Source organism: Ornithinimicrobium humiphilum, assembly GCF_006716885.1.
Taxonomy (GTDB): Bacteria; Actinomycetota; Actinomycetes; order Actinomycetales; family Dermatophilaceae; genus Ornithinicoccus; species Ornithinicoccus humiphilus.
The window spans coordinates 699,796-717,289 of the sequence record NZ_VFPU01000001.1 but is presented as its reverse complement, the minus strand read 5'-3'; the positions used below and the strand labels follow the sequence as shown (position 1 = coordinate 717,289).

Genomic DNA, 17,494 nt, shown 5'->3' with positions numbered 1-17,494 from the left:
TCTGGGCATGCAGGGGGACCCAGCAGGACGGCAGAGAGGAGGGGAACCATGACCGTGCGCGATATCGACCGGGTGCGCCGACGCCAGCGCTGGCGGGCTCGATCCGACCGCGCCGTGACCGTCATGGCGGCCTCGCTCGCCGTGGTCGCCGGGGTCACGCTGCTGCCCTCGGGCTGGCAGCAGGCCGCGATCGCCGGCGGCTGCCGCGTCGTCAGCCTGGGCGTCACCGACTGCGTCGCCCGTCTCTACGAGCCGCCCGCCCCCGACCTGCGTGCCGTGCCGCTGTGCGAGGTCGACCAGGTGACCGAGCGCATGGTCCCCACCGTGGAGCGCCAGCGCATCCGCTTCCCCGGCGGCGGCGAGCTCGAGCGCTGGGTGGGCCGCGACGGCACCATCCGCGTCGTCGCGGTGCCCGAGCTGCCGGAGGCCGGCGCGAGCGAGGCCTGGTCGGCCGCCGAGTGGCCGACCACCGTCCTGCTCCCCGGGGTGCAGCTGCCGCAGCAGGCACAGTGGACCTTCCCCGACGGCGAGGGCGAGCGCGAGTTCGTCGCGGCCCTCCAGCAGCGGCACGCGCTGCTCGACCAGCAGGTCTCGGCGGTCGCGGCCCTGCTGCCGGAGGACGCACGGCGTCGGACCGAGGCCGTCCTCACCCCCAGCGCCTGGGCGGCCGTGGGCACGCTCGAGGAGTCCGCGCAGAGCTCCGGGCGCCCCGCCGACGGCGCGCCGGGCACGGTGCGCCTCACCGGCGACACCGCCTACCTCCTCGACGACACGCGTGCGTCGATCACCTACACGACCGTCGACTCCGCGGGCACCGCCCCGGACGGCTCCGAGGCCGCCGGCGTCCTGCGCTGGGGCCGCAACGAGCTGGGCCGGGCGACCGAGCTCGTCGGCACCTGGGCCTGGGCCGAGGGCGACGGCGTCCGCACCCTCCACCTCTACCTCCCGCTCGCGGACGGCGACCACAAGGCGTTCGAGGCCTGGCTCGCCACCGAGCAGGGCGCCCGCCTCGACCTCGACTTCCTCGCCGCCGGCGACCAGACCGGCTCGAGCGAGCTGGACCGGCTCGTGGCTGCCGCAGGCACCGTCGCGAGCGAGCTGCGCACCGGCACCGACCCGGAGAGCTACGTCGACGTGGTGCGCACGCAGATGTTCCTCGACCGCCGCCCCTACGGCGAGCTGCCGGGGACGCGCTCGGAGACCACGCTCGTGCGCGCCCAGCCCTCGGGCGGCGACCGGACCGCGGTGGGGGTGCAGTGCTGATGCAGGTCTCCCGCCGGTCGCTGCTGCTCACCGCCGCCGCCGCACTCACCACGACCTCCGCCGCGACGACCGACCAGCGGCTGCGTGTCGGCCTGCTCACCTTCGTGCTGCCCACCGGGGCCGCCCCGAGCACCACGCCCGACGGCTGGGACTGGGCGGCCGAGGGCGAGCAGGGTATGCAGATCCTCATCCGCGGTCGCACCGCCGCCCCCACCCCGGAGCTCGCGCTCACCGCGGCCGTGCGTCCCGAGGCCACCGGCATCGTGCCCTGGTCCGTGACCGGCACGCCCCCGCAGGGCGTCGCCGGGGCGGACGCCTACCGCGTCTGGTCGATCCGGAGCACCACCGAGCCGGTCCGCACCGGGGTCGCGCTGGCCGCGACCCTCGCCGGCGCCACGGCCGTGTGCCTGGTCACCGGATCGGAGGGCTGGAGCCCGTCGCTGCGTCGTTCCTTCCTCGCGTCGATGGAGGTGCGTCGTGAGGCGTGACCTGCTCACCGCCGTCCTGCACGGCGCGGTCCTGTGGGCGCTCGGGCGCCTGCTCGCCGCGACGATCCTCTCGAGCGGCGCCCAGGACGTCGTGGCCGTCGCCGGCGCGACGACCGTGACGACCGCCGCCGCGACGGCCGCGACGGCCTGGGTCGGCCGGAGCCTGGACGCCGAGCCGGGACGGCTGCTGCGGCGCTTCCTGCCGCTGCCCGTCCTGCTCGCCGCGGTCACCGCATACCTCGTGGTCAGCCGGGGTGCGAGCGCCCTCGAGACGGTCCTCGCGACCGCCCCGTGGCTGCTCGGACCGACCCTGGCCGTGGTCGCGATCCTCGTCGCGCGGCGGTCCCGCCCGCGGCGCTCGTCGATGGTGGGTGAACTTGCTTGAGGTCGAACAGCCCCGTACGTTGCCGGAGGGAAATGGGAGGGAATCCGTGAACTTCGTCGCAGTCGTGTGCGGCGCGGATCCGCTGTGGGACGTGCCGTCGGTCACCGACGACGCGGTCACCATGCTGGACCGCCTCGTCGCTCCGGCGACCTCCGAGGCCGCGGTCGCCGCCGGCTCCGGACCGGTCGTCGAGGATGCTACCGGTCCCCGTTTCCCCGCCGACGCCACCCACACGCTCTTCGTGTGCCGGCCCTCGTGGCTGCCCGCCATGCGCCGCCTCGCGACGCTGCTGAGGGCGCACGACGCGACCCGCCACTACGCCGTCCTCGTCACCGACCGGCTGCCGCTGGCGAGCGCCCTCGTCGCCGAGCACGTCAACGCCCTCGACCTGGAGCCGGGCCGTGCCGCCCGCGAGGTCGACCGGTTGCTGCGCCTGACCGAGAGCGGCGCGTGGGTGCGCCGCCCCGGCCGGCTGAACGGCGCCCGGGTCTCCTGGTGGGACGTCGTCCGGTCCACGTGGGCCAAGGACGGCTACGTCGCCTCCGGTGCCGGCCCCGTCGCGGTGGACCGCGCTGGCGCCGAGCTGTGGTCCCAGCGCCTCTCCGGCGCCCGGGCCGTCTACCTCAGCGGCGAGATCGCCGAGACCCCCGGGCAGGCCCTGCGCACCGTCGGGGTCCGCGAGCAGCTGCGCGACCGGGACGTGCCCCCCGGCACCAAGGTGCTCGTGGGCCGCCAGCGCAGCTTCGAGTTCGCGGCTCCCCGCTGGGCCGTCGACGACCCCCTCCCCGAGCCGGACGACGCGCTGCGCCGCTGCGACAGCTGCGGCAGCACCGTCCTCGACTACTGCCCGTTCTGCCACGCCCAGTGGGGCGAGGCCCCGACGCCCCGGGGTCCGGTGCCCCAGCTGACCGCCCAAGGAGACCACGCATGAACCCCCGCCAACGTCGAGGCGTGCTGCTGATGGTCCTGTCCGTGGGGCTGGCCATCGCCGTCTTCTTCGGGGTCGCCTCCTACGTGGACAGCGTCAACCGCCGGGTGGGGCCCATGGTCACCGTCTACCAGGCGACCGAGGACCTCAACGCCTTCTCCCAGCTGACGGCCGACCGCGTCGAGGCGGTGTCGGTGCCCGCGCAGTGGACCGACGAGGCCTCCCGCCTCACCGTCCAGGACATCGAGGGGCGCACGATCGCGGTGCCGCTCTCGGCCGGCTCCCGGGTCACGATGGACATCCTGGTGCCGCCGAGCGACCTCAACCCCAACGAGCGCGAGGTCGCCATCAACGTCGACGCCGTGACCGGCATCGCCGGCCGGGTCCGCCCGGGCGACCGGGTCGACGTCTACTCCGTCTTCTCCGACGTGCCCGGGCTGGCCAACCAGTCGCGGATCCTCGTCCGCAACGTCCGGGTCGTCAGCGTCGGCGGCACCCAGCAGGTCGAGCAGCGCGAGACGGGCGCCATCCAGGACGTCGTCCCCGTCACGCTCGCGCTCGTCCCCCAGGACGCGCTGGCCGTCACCTACGCCAGCACCTTCGCCGAGCAGGTCCGCCTCATCGGTCTTCCGGCCGGGACGACGCAGGACCGTGAGGGCGAGGTCAACCAGTTCGACGCCGAGGAGCTCGGTGGCGAGGCCATCATCGAAGAGGGGTTCCGGCCGTGAAGAAGCGTCTCGTCCTCGGCATCGCCGACCAGACACTGACCACCGACCTGCTCTCGCGGATCGAGGCCCTCGAGGACTTCGAGATCGTCCACGTGTCGGAGAGCACGCAGGAGCTGGTCCCCGCCGTCCTCAACCACAACCCGGACGTGCTGGTCATCGACCGCCACCTGCCGCCGGGCCCGATCTCCCGGGTCACCCACGACCTCTCGGTGCGCCGGCCCGCGCTGCCCGTCCTGCTGGCCACCCGTGCCGGCGACGACGACTCGCTCGCCCTCGCGCTCGAGGTCGGGGCCCGGGGCGTGCTCGCCTACCCGTTCGTCCTCGCCGAGGTCAACGACGCCCTGGTGCGCGCCTCCGAGTGGGGCGAGCGGATGCAGGAGGTGCTCAGCGGGGGCAGCCAGCACACCGAGGTCCAGGGCGGCGTCGTCACCTTCGCCGGCAGCAAGGGCGGGGTCGGCACGACCATCCTCACCGTGCACACCGCCTGGCGCCTGGCCCAGCAGGACCGCGCCAAGCAGGTCTGCCTGGTGGACCTCGACCTGGAGAAGGGCGACATCCCCAGCTACGTCGACCTCAGCTACCGGGTCTCGATCGTCGACCTGGCCAAGATCGCCGACGACATCACCGACCGCGTGGTCCGCGACACGGTGGCCGTGCACGAGAGCGGGCTGCACATCCTGCCCGCCCCGATCGACGTCCGCGACGCCGACGTGGTGACCGCCACGGCGATCCGCTCGATCCTCTCCCAGCTGCGGCAGATGTACGACGTCGTGCTCGTCGACGCGGGCAGCAACGTCACGCCCGCGCAGGCGGCCGCGGTCGAGATGTCCGACCACGTCGTGCAGGTCGTCACCACCGACGTGCCGTCGCTGCGTGCCGCCCGGCGCCAGTCGCAGGCCTGGATGGAGCTGGGCGTGCGCGGGTCGGGCGACCTCGCGGTGCTCGTCAACCGCTACTCCCGCGACTCCGAGATCCAGCAGAGCACCATCGACCGCCTCGTCCTGGGTCGCCGCCTGGAAGTGCTCGTCCCCGAGCTCGGGCGCGGGCTGGAGAGCGCGGTCAACACCCGCACGCCCTCGCACAACGCCCCCAAAGCCTGGTGGAAGGCGCTCGACGCCATGGTCACGGAGACGGGCGTCGTGCCGGCACCGGCCGAGCCCGCCGCCTCGTCACGCCGTATGGCGCTCGGCCGCCGGGCCCGGAAGGAGCCGGTCGGCACGCCGGCGGCCGCCGGGGCGGAGTCCGGCCAGGTCTCGCTCGAGACCGTCGGCGTCCTGCCCGTCACCGTCGCGATCATGCTCCTGCTCTGGCAGCTGGTCGGGATGGGCCTGAGCTTCGTCTGGGCCGGTCACGCCGCCAACGCCGCGGCCCGGGAGGCCAGCCTCGGGAGCCCGAGCAGCAAGGTCGTCCAGGCCGCGCGCGAGGCCGTGCCCTCCGGCGTCCACGGCAACATGAAGGTCGAGACCGCCGGGGGGCAGGTCGAGGTGCGCATCAAGATCGCCCCCGTCGGCTCCGGCACGTCCACCGCACCGGTCGACGTGAGCCGCGGCGTCACGAAGGAGCCGCGCGGGTGAGCACCCTCCTCCCCCGGCGCGAGCGCGGCCAGGCCTCCCTCGAGGTGCTCGCCGTGACCACCCTCGTCGTGATCGTCATGGCCCTGTGCCTGCACCTGTTCAGCGCCATCTACGCCGGCCAGGCGGCTGGACGGGTGGCGTGGGACGCCGCCCGGGCCATGTCGCTCGGGCAGTCGCCGAGCGCGGCCGCGGAGCGCTCGACCCCGGGCGGACTGGACGTCGTCATGATCCGGACCCACCCCGACGGCGTGGAGGTGTCCCTGCGGGCCCCCACGGTCATCCCGTGGCTCGACGGCCCGGTCGCGACGAAGGCGGCGTACGTCCCGTGAGCCGCAGCTTCGGATCCAACTTCGGACGGCAGGTCGGCTCCGTCGCCGCCGGGGCCGACAGCACGGTGACCGCGGGCGAGGCCTCGCAGGTCCGCCGCTTCAAGCAGCTCCTCCTCGACGAGGTCGACCTGCAGGAGCTGGCGCTCCTCGACAACGACCAGCGCAAGCTGCGTCTCGAGCGCATCCTGACCCACCTCATCTCCCGCGAGGGCATCATCCTCGCCAACCGCGAGCGCACCGCCCTGGTGACCACGGTCATCAACGAGGCCGTCGGGCTCGGCGTGCTCGAGCCGCTCCTCGGCGACGAGAGCGTCAGCGAGGTGATGATCAACGGGCACGACACCGTCTACATCGAGCGCTTCGGCAAGGTCGAGCAGATCAGCTCCGGCTTCACCTCCGAGGCGCAGCTGCTGCAGACCATCGACCGCATCGTCTCGACGGTCAACCGTCGCGTCGACGAGTCGAGCCCGATGGTGGACGCCCGGCTGCCCGCCGACGAGCGGCTCCCCCGGGGCGCCCGTGTCAACGTCATCCTGCCGCCCCTGGCCCTCAACGGGCCTACGGTGACCATCCGGCTCTTCCCCAAGGCCTACGGCATGTCCGAGCTGCTCAACCGCGGCACGCTCGACCGGCCGACCGCCGACCTGCTCGCCTCCTGCGTGCGGGCCCGGCTCAACATCATCGTCTCCGGCGGCACGGCCTCGGGAAAGACGACGATGCTCAACGCGCTGAGCGCGTTCATCCCCGAGCGGGAGCGCATCGTCACCATCGAGGACGCCGCCGAGCTCTCGCTCTCCCAGGAGCACGTGGTGCGCCTGGAGACCCGGCCCCCCAACGTCGACGGCAAGGGCCAGGTCACCATCCGCGACCTGGTCCGCAACTCCCTGCGTATGCGGCCCGACCGCATCATCGTCGGTGAGGTCCGCGGCGGCGAGGCGCTCGACATGCTCCAGGCCATGAACACCGGCCACGAGGGCTCGCTGGCGACGGTCCACGCCAACACCGCCGACGACGCCCTCTCCCGCCTGGAGACCCTGGCGACGATGAGCGACGTCGAGGTGCCCTTCTCGGCCCTGCGCGACCAGGTCAACTCGGCGGTCGACATCGTCGTGCAGCTGACCCGGTCCGCCGACGGTCAGCGGCGCATCACCGAGGTGGCCCAGGTCGTCTCGCGCCGCCGCGAGGACTTCATCCTGCGGCCGATCATGGCCTGGGACGACCTCAGCGAGGAGCACGGCTTCGTCCGCTACCAGCTCTCGGACACCCTGCACACCCGGCTGAAGTCCCGGGGCGAGCAGGCGCCCGTCGAGTTCGCCTCCGCCCCCGAGCCCCCGGTCGGCTGATGGTCCTGGCGATCTTCGGCGGGGTCGTGCTGTCCCTGCTGCTCGGGCTGGGGGCCGTCCAGGCCTTCCTCAGCAACGCCCGGGCGCAGTCCCAGGTCGGCCGCCAGGTGCTGGCCTCGCACGGCCCGACGGGTGCCGGGCTGTGGAAGGACATCGAGCACCGCCTCCAGAACACCTCCATCGGTCGTCGGCTCAAGCGCGAGCTGAGCACCGCGGGCCTCAACTACCCGGTCGGCACCGTGATGATGGTCGCCATCGGGCTCAGCCTGGTGGTGCCGTGGCTGCTGTGGACCTACGTCGCCCCGATCTTCGCGGTGCTGGGTCTGCTCGCCGGCTGGTTCGCCGTCCGCTGGTGGATCAAGCGGCAGCGCAACCGCTACCGCGACCGCTTCGTCGACCAGATCCCCGACCTCGCCCGGGTGCTGTCCAACGCCACCAACGCCGGCCTGTCGATCCGCACCGCGTGGGCCGTCGCGGAGCGGGAGATGGGCGAGCCGGCCCGCAGCGAGATCGGTCGCATCAACACCGCCGTCCGCTTCGGCGCCTCCCTCGAGGAGGCCATGCTCCAGGTCGAGGAGCGGCTGCCCTCCCGCGAGGTCAAGGTGCTCATGAGCACGCTGGTCATCGCCTCCCGGTCCGGCGGCTCGCTCGTCGCGGCGCTGCGCGACATCTCCTACATGCTCGACGACCGCAAGGAGACCAAGCGCGAGGTCCGCTCGGTCATCACCCAGGCCGTCGCCACCGGCTACGCCATCATGGCGATGGGCGTCGGCCTGCTCCTCATCCTCAACCTGATCATGCCGGGGACCATCGAGCGCATGACGCAGCACATCGTCGGCCAGGCCGCGCTCGTCGTCGGCGGCCTGCTCATGGCGCTGGGCTTCTACCTCATCCGCCGGATCACGAGGTTGGACCTGTGACCGACATGCTGCCCGGCCTGCCCGCCCTCGGGGCCCTGCTGGCCCTGCTGATCTTCCTCGCCGGCCTGCGCATGGTGCGCAGCGACGTCGTCGAGGGCCTCGACGCCGGCGACCTGCGCCTGCTCCAGGAGGAGCGGCAGCGCGAGGCGCGCGGCCAGCTGTCGCTGCTCGAGCGCCTCGGAGGACGCCTGGTGCCGGTGCTGCGCCGGCTGCTGGCCGGGGCGCCGCTGCGCTGGCTCGGCCGCCTCATCCATTACGCCGGCCGGCCTCGCGGCATCACCGTCGACTCGGTGCTGCGCCGCGTCGGCGGATGGCTGATGCTGATGATCCCGCTGTCGGTCCTGCTGGTCCTCAACGGGCTGTGGTTCCTCGCGCCGCTGGTCCTGGTCCTGTCCTTCGTCATGCCCGTGTCCGGGCTGGCCGCGGTCGCCAACCGGCGCCGCGAGGAGATCGACGCCGACCTGCCCGACTTCCTCGACATCCTCGCCGTCACCGTCACGGCCGGTATCGCCTTCCGGCCCGCGCTGCGCCGCGTGGCCTCCCGCTTCGGCGGGGCGCTGGCCGAGGACGTCAACCTCGCGCTCGACCAGCTGCTGCACGGCGCGAGCGTGCGCGACGCCTTCGAGCAGATGCGCGACCGGTCGACCTCGGTGATGATGGACCGCTTCGTCCGCGCCTTCCTGCAGGCCGAAGAGCTCGGCGCCCCGCTGGCCGAGACCCTCAACCAGATCGCCCTGGACATGCGGCGCGACAACGCCCAGCGGCTGCGGCAGAAGGCCGGTCAGGCGGCACCGCGGGTCACCCTCGTGGGGTCGACGATCCTCGTGCCCGCGGCACTGGTGCTCATCCTCGTCGGTGCCTTCTTCGGCATGGACTTCGACATCGACCTGGAATCGATCCTCGGTGGCTTCTGAGAGGCAGCGGACCCCGGTCCCCCAGGTGCTGCGCGACCCGAGCTACCTCAAGGTCTGCCGGTCGCTCTTCGCCCTCCGCCTGCTCGCCTGCTCGCTGACGGCCGCGCTCTCGCCGTCGGAGAGCACCGGGGCGGCCTTCCTCATGCTGCTCACCGCGATCATCAGCGGCTGGGCGATGCTCGATGACCGCTTCGTCCGCGCCTACTTCCGTCACCCCGCGATCCCGGGCCTCGACCTGCTCGTCATCGTGCTGCACCTGGCGCTCGACTGGCCCGCCGACCTGGCCCTCCTGGTCCTGGCCGTGTCCGCGATCATCCTGGGGCTCACGCTCACCCCGTGGCTGGCCCTGCCCGGCCTCATCATGGTGCTCGGCGCCGTCGTGGTGCTCAGCTCGCGCAGCACCGACCCCTGGTCCACGGGCGGCGTCCTCGGCGTGACCGCGGCGCTGGTCGGCTCGACGGGCCTGGGCTGGACGATCCGCCACGCCTTCGTCGAGCTGCAGCGCTCGCGCGACATGATCATGGCCGAGCGCGTCCGCCTCACCGCGGAGGCCGAGCGGGCCCGGCTCGCCCGCGAGATGCACGACTCCCTCGGCAAGACGGTCAACGGCATCAGCCTGGCGGCCTCCGCCCTGCAGACCGCGGCGTCGAAGCAGCCGGAGCAGGTGGTGCCGATCGCCCGGGAGATCGAGAACGCCAGCCGGGTCGCCGCCGACGAGTCGCGCACCCTGCTGCGGGCCCTGCGACGCCACCAGGTGGACCGACCACTGGCCGAGCAGATCGGGGAGCTGGCGCGCACCTACGCCACGAGCGAGCGGCAGGTCCGCACCACCGTCGACGGCATCGCCGACCTGCCCCCCGAGTGCGCCGCCGAGGTCGTCTCGATCGTCGCCGAGGCGCTGGAGAACGTCGAGCGTCACGCGGAGGCCACCTCGGTGGACGTCTGGCTGCGCACCGAGGACGACGGACTCGTGCTCACGGTGCGCGACGACGGCCGCGGCTTCGACCCGCGGCACGCGGCCGCCAAGGAGCGGCAGGGCCACTTCGGCCTGCGCGGCATGCGCGAGCGCGCGGAGCGCCTCGGAGGCACCGTCAGCATCACGAGCACCCGGGGCACGGGGACCACCGTCGAGGCCCGGTGGCCGACGGTCGACAGGGAGGTAGCGACATGACCGACAAGCCGATCAGCGTGCTCGTCGCGGACGACAACGCCATCGTGCGGATGGGCATCCGGGCCCTGCTGGACCAGTTCGACGGCATCCACGTCGTGGGCGAGGCCTGGGACGGCGACCACGCGGTCGAGATGGTGCGCCGGCTCCAGCCGACGGTCACGCTCCTGGACGTCCGCATGCCGCGGCGTGACGGGGTCGCCGCGGCGGAGGTGATCAGCGCGAGCACCAAGGTGGTCATGCTGACCTACAGCGACAGCCCCGACGTGGTCCGCTCGGCGATCCGGGCCGGCGCCTGCGGCTACCTCGTGCACGGCGCCTTCGAGCCCGCCGACGTCGAGGCCGCGGTCCGCGGCGCCGCCCGCGGCGTCGGCACCCTTTCCCCCGCGGCCGTGGTGGCGCTGGCCCAGGAGGAGCAGCGCAGCCAGGTGCGCACCGACCACGACCTGTCCGCCCGGGAGGTCGAGGTCATGACCCTCATCGCCCAGGGCCGGTCCAACCGCCAGATCGCCACCGAGCTGTTCCTGTCGGAGAAGACCGTCAAGAACCACATCAACCGGATCTTCGCCAAGCTCGGCGTCACCGGTCGGGCCCAGGCCGTCAGCTGGTGGCTCGGGGCGACCGAGGACGCCTGAGCCGGCCCCACCTCATACCCCTCCCCCGCACCACCCCGGACCCGCTGCGCCGCAGGTCAGCCGGGGCGGTACCCGCTGCCCCCAGAGGCTGCGGACCCACCCGGCAGGGCTGCCGGAGTTGGGCCCAGGATGGGCCCTGGGGCCCTGCCTCGAGGCGCTCGGCGCACCTAGCGTTAGTGATGTCAGCACGACAGCAGCCGGGGGGACCCGGACCGACCGAGAGGCACACCCATGAAGATCAGCACCTTCCTCAAGCGCTTCGACCGCGAGTCCGGTCAGGGCTCCCTCGAGTACCTGGGCGTCATCATCGTCGCCGTCGTCATCGTCTCCCTGCTCGCCGCCACCGCGCCGACCTGGAGCTCCTCCATCAACGAGGTCTTCCAGTCGGCCGTCGACGCGGTCACCGGCAAGGGCTCCTTCAGCTGACCCGAGGGGCACGAGCAGACGGAGGGGTCGGACGGGTACGACGTCCGGCCCCTCCGCCGCGTCCCACCGAGAGGATGGGCGGACAGTGTTTCACGCGGGAACGGGCATGACAACGGGGAGGGAGCAGGCCGTGACGCAGCTCGACGAGCAGTGCCGGCAGGAGTCCGGGCATATCAACCTGGGGCTCATCTTCATCTCGATGATCTTCACGATCTCGGTCGTGCTGGGCATCGCCGGGCTCGCCGTGGCGACCAACAGCGCGCAGGGCAACCAGAACGCCGCGGACGCCGCGGCCCTCGCCGGTGCCGAGGCCTTCGACCCGGCCGGCGCCCTCTACTTCGCGACCGGCTTCAGCACCGAGGCCGAGCTGCGCACCATGGTCCGCCGCACCGGCGGCTGCCCCGCGCTGGTCCGCACCGCCGCGGCCACCTACGCGAGCAAGAACGACGCCTCCCTCGAGAGCTGCCGGATGCTGCGCTGGGGCGACGTGGAGGTCACCACCCGCGCGAACGTCCCGCTCGACGGGGCCCGGGACAGCCGCAAGTCCGCACGCGCCACCTGGGACCTGGACCTCTCGGACTGCGAGATCGACCCGGCCTTCATCCCGCCGGTCACCGGGGTCACCTACACCTTCATGCGGTGCGACGGACACCGCATCGGGCTGCTCTACGTCGTGGCGAGCGCCCGCTACTTCGTCCAGCCCTGGATGCAGATCAACCCTCTGATCGAGCCGCAGCTGACGCAGTGACGTAGCGACCCGGGCGCGACCGCCCGGGTCAGTCCCGTCTCTCGGCCCGGGGCACCGGCGTCGTGAACCTCGGCACCCCGCGGCCTCCTCCGAAGCCCAGAGGACGCGCCGGGGGCCGCGACACCAGGTCGCGCCGGAAGCCCCGGCGGGCTCCGAGCACGAGGGCTCCCGAGATCGCGAACGAGACCGCGGCCGCGAGCCACGCTCCCCGGAAGCCGAGCACCTGCACGAGCACGCCGAAGCTCACCGGACCCAGCGCACCCCCGACGAAGGCGCCCGCCTGCACGACCGACGACGCCTGCGTCGGGGCGTCCCGGCCGATCCGGGCCACGGCGAAGAGGATCAGGCCGGGCCAGGACCACCCGAGGCCGAAGGCGAGGAAGCCGAAGACCACCACCACCTCGATGCGGGGCACGAGGGCGAGCATGGTCAGGCACAGTGCCCCGACCATGATGAGGGTCGTCACCATCGTCAGGTTGCCGCCGTACCTCCGGTCGGCCCGCGCCCCCATGAGCACCCGGACGACCACGGACGCGCCTGACCCGGCAGCCATGAGGAGACCCGCCTGGCCGACGGTCAGACCGACCTCGTGCCCCCAGCTGGCGAGATAGGAACCGAGGAAGTTCGCCGAGGCGCTGGCGAAGGTGGTGGCCAGCCCGCAGAGGAGCAGCGGCCCCCACGGGGCCCGGTCGACGACGGTGCGGGCGGACGCGTCACCCCGGGCGGGGGCACCAGGTGCCGAAGAAGTGGGCGCCGAGGCGTCCCGACGCCCCGCGGCCCACCAGGACCTTGTCAGTCCGACGACACCGACGAGCGCGACCAGCAGACCGACGCTCCCGGTCACGACGAAGGTGCTGCGCCAGCCCAGCAGCGCCGTCATGGTCGGGACCGCCAGGCCGCCGAGCATGACCGCGACCGGGACGGCGCTCTGCTTGAGACCGAAGCCCAGCCCCCGGCGCCCGGCGGGGAGCAACGTGGCGATGGTCCGGTTCGAGGCGCCCTGGCAGGTCGCGTTGGCAGCGCCGAGGACGGCCATGCCGAGGACCAGCCCCGTCCAGTCGTGCGCGAGGCCCGCGATTCCCAGGCCACCGCACCCGACCAGGAGACCCGCGGCGAGCCGGGCTCCCGCGACCTCGATCCGGTCGAAGAGCCCTCCGGCCGCGATCGTGACGAGTGCCGCGACGGCGAAGAAGGCGCTGACGGCCACCCCCAGCCCGGCCGCGCCGAAGTCGAGGTCGCCCCTGACGAGCACCGCCTGCGCGCCGAGGAGGAAGGGCGGGATGGCCCCCAGGGTCGTCAGCGCGCTCGCGCCGAGCATGAGCCGGATCACCGGCGAGTGCCCGGTGGGTCGGCCGGATCCGTCAGGAGCCCCCACTCAGAGCCATCCGGCCAGCACCGACTCCAGGGCCCGGTGCAGCTCGTCGGGACGTCGGCTCGCGACCTGGACGGGCCGGCCGTCCCGGCGCACGAAGCGGATCGTGTCCGTCCCCATCGTGGTGTCGAAGGCGCCGCCGGCGATCTCGCCGCGCGGATCGACGCCGTGCCCCCGCGGCTCCAGCGAGGCGGGGATGATGTCGGACACGGGGATGCGCTCCCGGCCCACGCGCAGGTGGGACACCGTCAGGAGGACCTGGCCGTAGTGGTCGACGCTCCACAGCGTCAGCGCCGCGATGCCGCCCAGCATCCCCACGAGCAGGGTCGCCAGCATCCACCCGCCGTGCGTGAGGAACGCCAGTCCCAGCCAGGACACGAGGCACAGACCCAGCAGGATCCCCCACGCCCTGCGGCTCGACCTCTCTGCATACCGGACCTGTCCCACCCCGAACGTCCTCATGGTCCAGCATGCTAGGCGCTCCTCGACCGAGGCCCTCTACCTGTTGCAGGCCCCCACGGGCAGGAGTAGGTTCGCGCCACCGTCGGCTCCAGGGGGCGCGCATGGCATCGCAGCAGGTCGACCTGCCACTGGGACAGCAGCTACGTCGGCGCAAGCCGATCGTCTTCCGCAAGCACCACCACCCCGGCGAGGAGCTGGGACGGACGCTCACGACCTTCCAGCTCATGATGTTCGGCGTCGGGGCCACGGTCGGCACGGGCATCTTCTTCGTGCTCAGCGAGTCCGTGCCCGACGCCGGGCCCGGCGTGATCGTCAGCTTCCTCATCGCCGGACTCGCCGCGGGTCTGTCGGCCCTCTGCTACGCGGAGATGGCCAGCTCCATCCCGGTCAGCGGCTCGACCTACTCCTACGCCTACCACGCGATGGGCGAGCTCGCGGCGGTGGCGATCGCCGCGTGCGTCCTGCTGGAGTACGGCGTCGCGGCCGCCGCGGTCGCGGTGGGCTGGAGCGGCTACCTCGGCGAGCTCATCGTCTCCACCACGGGGGTGGAGCTGCCTACGGCGATCACCGCCTCCTTCGTCCCCGACGGCGACGGCGCGACGGCCGAGGGCTTCGTCAACCTGCCCGCCGTCGTCCTGGTCTTCCTCTGCATGCTGCTGCTCATCCGCGGCGCGACGGAGTCGGCACGGGCCAACGCGATCATGGTGCTCATCAAGCTCGGCGTGCTGCTGCTCTTCGTCATCGTCGCGCTCACCGGCTTCACCGCCGACCACTTCTCCGGCTTCTTCGCCTCAGGCATCGGGGGCATGACGGCGGCGGCCGGCACGATCTTCTTCTCCTTCATCGGCCTCGACGCGGTCGCCACCGCGGGCGAGGAGGTCAAGGACCCCCAGCGGGCCCTGCCCCGGGCCATCATCGGGGCGCTGATCATCGTCACGAGCGTCTACATCCTCGTGGCCTTCGCGGGCGTCGCCGCCAAGGAGACCGAGTGGTTCTCCACCGAGCCGGCCCAGAGCGCGGGCCTGTCGCAGATCCTCAACGACGTCACCGGCACCACCGTCTGGGGCACCATCCTGGCGGCGGGCGCGGTCATCTCGATCTTCTCGGTGACGCTGGTGACCCTCTACGGCCAGACCCGGATCCTCTTCGCGATCGGTCGTGACGGGCTGATCTCGCGCCGCTTCACGAAGGTCCACCCGCGCACCCTCACGCCGACCTTCACCACGATCGTGGCCTCGGTCGTCATCGCGCTCATCGCCGGCTTCGTCCCGGCGGACTACCTGTGGGACACCGTCTCGATCGGCACCCTGGTCGCCTTCTCCGCGGTCGCCGCCGGCGTGATGATCCTGCGCCGCACCCACCCCGACCTCGAGCGACCCTTCCGCGTGCCCGGCTATCCGGTCACCCCGGTCCTCACGATCCTCATCTGCGGATGGATCGTGATCAAGCTGCCGGTCCTGACCTGGATGGTCTTCCTGGGCTGGCTGGCGGTCGTCGTCGCCTTCTACCTCGTCTACGGCCGGCGGCACGCGGCCCTCAACACCACGGACGACCCGGAGGACTTCGCCGAGTCGCGCGGCGACGAGGAGGACGAGCGGGTATGACGGTTCTCGTCGGGCACGGTCCGCACCGGTCGGACCTCGGCACCCTCGACCTCGCCTGCCAGCTGGCGCGCTCCGGAGGCACCGACGTCGTCGCCCTCACCGTCGTGCCCCAGGGGTGGCCGACCCCCACCGCCGGCGACACCGACCGCGAGTTCGAGCGCTGGGCCGCCGCCGAGGGCCAGCGCGCGGCGGCCGACGCGGGCTCCTACCTGCGCGAGCACCCCGACGTGCCCTCCCGCGCCACCTGGGTGTCGGGGCGGTCGGTGCCCCAGGTGCTCATCGGGGAGGCGACGGCCCTCGGCGCGGGGATGATCGTGGTCGGCTCGGGCGAGGACGTCTCCCACGGCCAGATCGGGCTGACGAGCAAGACCGACCGCCTCCTGCACTCCAGCACCGTGCCCGTCGCGGTCGCCCCCAGGGGCTACCAGGCCGAGCCGGGGAGCCGGGTGCGGCGCATCACGCTGGCCTTCCGCGGCGACGACCCGACGTGGGCGCTGCTGGGGCAGGTCGCCCAGATCGCGCTGCGCAACGACGCCCGGGTGCGTGTGGTGACCTTCGCGGTGCGGGGCCGCACCATGTACCCCCCGAGGGTCAGCGGCGCCGAGGACCTCGTGCTCCGGACCTGGGTCGAGACGGCCCGCTCCGAGCAGTCCCGGGCCCGCGAGCGCCTGCTGGAGCTGGGGATCGAGGCCCCCGAGCTGCACGTCGCCGTGGGCCGCTCGTGGGGCGGAGCGATGGACGGCCTGGAGTGGGAGCGCGGCGACGTGCTCGTCGTGGGCTCGAGCTCCACGCACCTGCTGAGCCGGGTCTTCCTGGGCTCGAGCGCCGCCAAGATCCTGCGCCACTCGCCGGTGCCGGTCATCGTGGTGCCGGCGCGGGTCCGACCTCGAGGATGAAGCCCTGCGCCCGCAGGGCCTCGACCAGCTCGTCGCCGATCGCCACCGCGGGCGTCAGCACACCGCCCTCGCCCGCGCTGCCGTCGCGTCGCGTCGCGAGGAGCACCAGCCCGGCCTGACCGAGCATCACGCTCGTGGCGGCATACCCCGGGTCGCCGGAGGCGGCGACGGTGGCCACCAGCTCGCGTCCGTCCTCGGTGGTCGTGCGCGTCTCCATCTCGAACCAGCCGCGCTCCCGCTGCTCCTGGCTCGGCCCCTCCCCGGGCGCGGGCAGGGCGCGGTCGACCAGACGGCGCAGACCCGGGGTGGCGAGCGCCAGGCCGAGCGCCCCCGTGCCGGCGACCATCCCGGCGGCCCGCACCGCTCCACGCACCCCCTTCCCGGTGGGGACCACCTCGCGGTAGCGGAAGCGGGGCCCGTAGGCCCGCCCCCGGAGCGCGTGGGAGCGACGCACCACGCGGGTGTTGTAGGACGCCATGACGAAGGGGGCCACCCACCGTGCGGTGCCGGCCTCGACGAAGGGCTTCCAGACGTCCTCCTGGCCGGGCGCCCCCGGCACCCCTCCCGAGAGCGCCTCGGGGTCGAGCAGGAGCCGCTGCACCTCCGGGTCCTCGCGCATCTCGGCCAGCATCAGCCGCATCGAGTCCACGGTGCCGCCGCTCAGGGAGCCCTTGGCCCGGGCGAACGTCGTCGTGTCGGTCAGCCCGCCGGCGCCGGTCTCCTCGGCCGCGCGGTGGAGCAGGTGCACGGCCAGGTCGGAGGGCATCGAGTCGTAACCGCAGGACACGACGATCCGCGCCCCGGTGCGGCGGGCGGTCTCGTGCGCCCGGTCCGCGGCCTCGCGGACGAAGGTCGTCTCCCCCGTGAGGTCGGCGTAGTCCGTCCCCTCCTCGGCGCAGGCGAGCACCAGGGGCAACCCGTGACGCCGGTATGGACCAACTGTGGACAGCACCACGCGGGACCGGGCTGCGAGCCGACGCAGGCTTTCGTCGTCCCCCGAGTCGGCCACCGCGACGTGCCAGTCGGCGGCGGCCGGCCCGAGCGAGTCCCGTACTCGGAGCAGGCGCTCGTCCGAGCGACCTGCGAGGCAAACTCGCACGTCAGAAGGGGCAGAGGAGGCCAGATGATCGGCGACCAGGCGGCCGACGAAGCCCGTGGCACCGAAGAGGGTCAGGTCAGTTTCGCGGCTCATCCACCCATGCTGCCCCGCCCGGCGGGACCTCGCACGGTAGGCGACGACGAGGCCGGTGTCATTTCGATTTGCCATCCTGACCAACCTCTGTTTGGGTTTGTCACACCTGTTCACCGGAC

Annotated in this window: 19 protein-coding genes; 16 read left to right on the top strand and 3 right to left on the bottom strand. The window is 73.0% G+C overall.

The genetic code is table 11. The features are described from left to right. Nucleotides 1-48 precede the first annotated feature (48 nt). From FB476_RS03275 to FB476_RS03210, 14 genes are all read left to right on the top strand, one after another. Nucleotides 49-1,263: a hypothetical protein gene (locus FB476_RS03275; RefSeq protein WP_141817513.1), complete on the top strand. Its 1,215-nt coding sequence runs from the start codon at nucleotides 49-51 to the stop codon at nucleotides 1,261-1,263. Continuing rightward, a complete protein-coding gene (locus tag FB476_RS03270; protein WP_141817512.1) occupies nucleotides 1,263-1,751 on the top strand; it encodes a hypothetical protein in 489 nt (162 codons plus the stop codon). Before FB476_RS03275 ends, FB476_RS03270 begins: the two co-directional genes overlap by 1 nt. After that, nucleotides 1,741-2,136 carry a hypothetical protein gene (locus FB476_RS03265; RefSeq protein WP_141817511.1) on the top strand — a complete coding sequence of 132 codons (396 nt, stop codon included), beginning with the start codon at nucleotides 1,741-1,743 and terminating at the stop codon, nucleotides 2,134-2,136. The genes FB476_RS03270 and FB476_RS03265 overlap by 11 nt, the downstream gene beginning before the upstream one ends. A 46-nt stretch (nucleotides 2,137-2,182) precedes the next feature. Continuing rightward, nucleotides 2,183-3,067 carry a zinc ribbon domain-containing protein gene (locus FB476_RS03260; RefSeq protein WP_141817510.1) on the top strand — a complete coding sequence of 295 codons (885 nt, stop codon included), beginning with the start codon at nucleotides 2,183-2,185 and terminating at the stop codon, nucleotides 3,065-3,067. Further along, nucleotides 3,064-3,792 carry a Flp pilus assembly protein CpaB gene (gene cpaB / locus FB476_RS03255; protein WP_141817509.1) on the top strand — a complete coding sequence of 243 codons (729 nt, stop codon included), beginning with the start codon at nucleotides 3,064-3,066 and terminating at the stop codon, nucleotides 3,790-3,792. Before FB476_RS03260 ends, cpaB begins: the two co-directional genes overlap by 4 nt. Next, complete coding sequence (locus tag FB476_RS03250) at nucleotides 3,789-5,366, top strand: CpaE/TadZ family protein (RefSeq protein WP_141817508.1); 1,578 nt, start codon at nucleotides 3,789-3,791, stop codon at nucleotides 5,364-5,366. Before cpaB ends, FB476_RS03250 begins: the two co-directional genes overlap by 4 nt. Continuing rightward, the gene (locus FB476_RS03245) at nucleotides 5,363-5,695 is read left to right on the top strand and encodes a hypothetical protein (protein ID WP_141817507.1); all 333 of its coding nucleotides are present in this window, start codon (nucleotides 5,363-5,365) and stop codon (nucleotides 5,693-5,695) included. Before FB476_RS03250 ends, FB476_RS03245 begins: the two co-directional genes overlap by 4 nt. Next, the gene (locus FB476_RS03240; RefSeq protein WP_238329528.1) at nucleotides 5,692-7,038 is read left to right on the top strand and encodes a TadA family conjugal transfer-associated ATPase; all 1,347 of its coding nucleotides are present in this window, start codon (nucleotides 5,692-5,694) and stop codon (nucleotides 7,036-7,038) included. The genes FB476_RS03245 and FB476_RS03240 overlap by 4 nt, the downstream gene beginning before the upstream one ends. Continuing rightward, entirely contained in the window at nucleotides 7,038-7,958 is a 921-nt protein-coding gene (locus FB476_RS03235; protein ID WP_141817506.1) for a type II secretion system F family protein, read from the top strand. Before FB476_RS03240 ends, FB476_RS03235 begins: the two co-directional genes overlap by 1 nt. Nucleotides 7,959-7,963: 5 nt before the next feature. Beyond that, nucleotides 7,964-8,872 carry a type II secretion system F family protein gene (locus tag FB476_RS03230; RefSeq protein ID WP_238329723.1) on the top strand — a complete coding sequence of 303 codons (909 nt, stop codon included), beginning with the start codon at nucleotides 7,964-7,966 and terminating at the stop codon, nucleotides 8,870-8,872. Further along, nucleotides 8,862-10,043, top strand: a complete 1,182-nt coding sequence (locus FB476_RS03225; protein ID WP_141817504.1) for a sensor histidine kinase — start codon at nucleotides 8,862-8,864, stop codon at nucleotides 10,041-10,043. Before FB476_RS03230 ends, FB476_RS03225 begins: the two co-directional genes overlap by 11 nt. Continuing rightward, complete coding sequence (locus FB476_RS03220; protein WP_141817503.1) at nucleotides 10,040-10,675, top strand: LuxR C-terminal-related transcriptional regulator; 636 nt, start codon at nucleotides 10,040-10,042, stop codon at nucleotides 10,673-10,675. Before FB476_RS03225 ends, FB476_RS03220 begins: the two co-directional genes overlap by 4 nt. A 231-nt stretch (nucleotides 10,676-10,906) precedes the next feature. Continuing rightward, nucleotides 10,907-11,101, top strand: coding sequence for a hypothetical protein (locus tag FB476_RS03215; protein WP_141817502.1), 195 nt, complete (start codon nucleotides 10,907-10,909; stop codon nucleotides 11,099-11,101). A gap of 130 nt (nucleotides 11,102-11,231) precedes the next feature. Next, entirely contained in the window at nucleotides 11,232-11,849 is a 618-nt protein-coding gene (locus FB476_RS03210) for a hypothetical protein (RefSeq protein ID WP_141817501.1), read from the top strand. Nucleotides 11,850-11,877: 28 nt separating this feature from the next. Here FB476_RS03210 and FB476_RS03205 read toward each other — a convergent pair whose 3' ends face one another. Both FB476_RS03205 and FB476_RS03200 read right to left on the bottom strand, forming a co-directional pair. Then, a complete protein-coding gene (locus FB476_RS03205; protein ID WP_141817500.1) occupies nucleotides 11,878-13,167 on the bottom strand; it encodes an MFS transporter in 1,290 nt (429 codons plus the stop codon). A 57-nt stretch (nucleotides 13,168-13,224) separates the two neighbouring features. After that, a complete protein-coding gene (locus FB476_RS03200) occupies nucleotides 13,225-13,683 on the bottom strand; it encodes a hypothetical protein (protein WP_141817499.1) in 459 nt (152 codons plus the stop codon). A gap of 101 nt (nucleotides 13,684-13,784) precedes the next feature. On the opposite strand from FB476_RS03200, the gene FB476_RS03195 reads away from it, so the two are divergent. Beyond that, a complete protein-coding gene (locus tag FB476_RS03195; protein ID WP_141817498.1) occupies nucleotides 13,785-15,287 on the top strand; it encodes an amino acid permease in 1,503 nt (500 codons plus the stop codon). Next, entirely contained in the window at nucleotides 15,284-16,183 is a 900-nt protein-coding gene (locus tag FB476_RS03190) for a universal stress protein (RefSeq protein WP_141817497.1), read from the top strand. The genes FB476_RS03195 and FB476_RS03190 overlap by 4 nt, the downstream gene beginning before the upstream one ends. Here FB476_RS03190 and FB476_RS03185 read toward each other — a convergent pair. After that, nucleotides 16,146-17,375: a saccharopine dehydrogenase family protein gene (locus tag FB476_RS03185; RefSeq protein WP_141817496.1), complete on the bottom strand. Its 1,230-nt coding sequence runs from the start codon at nucleotides 17,373-17,375 to the stop codon at nucleotides 16,146-16,148. The two genes, FB476_RS03190 and FB476_RS03185, sit on opposite strands and share 38 nt — an antisense overlap. Nucleotides 17,376-17,494 lie beyond the last annotated feature (119 nt).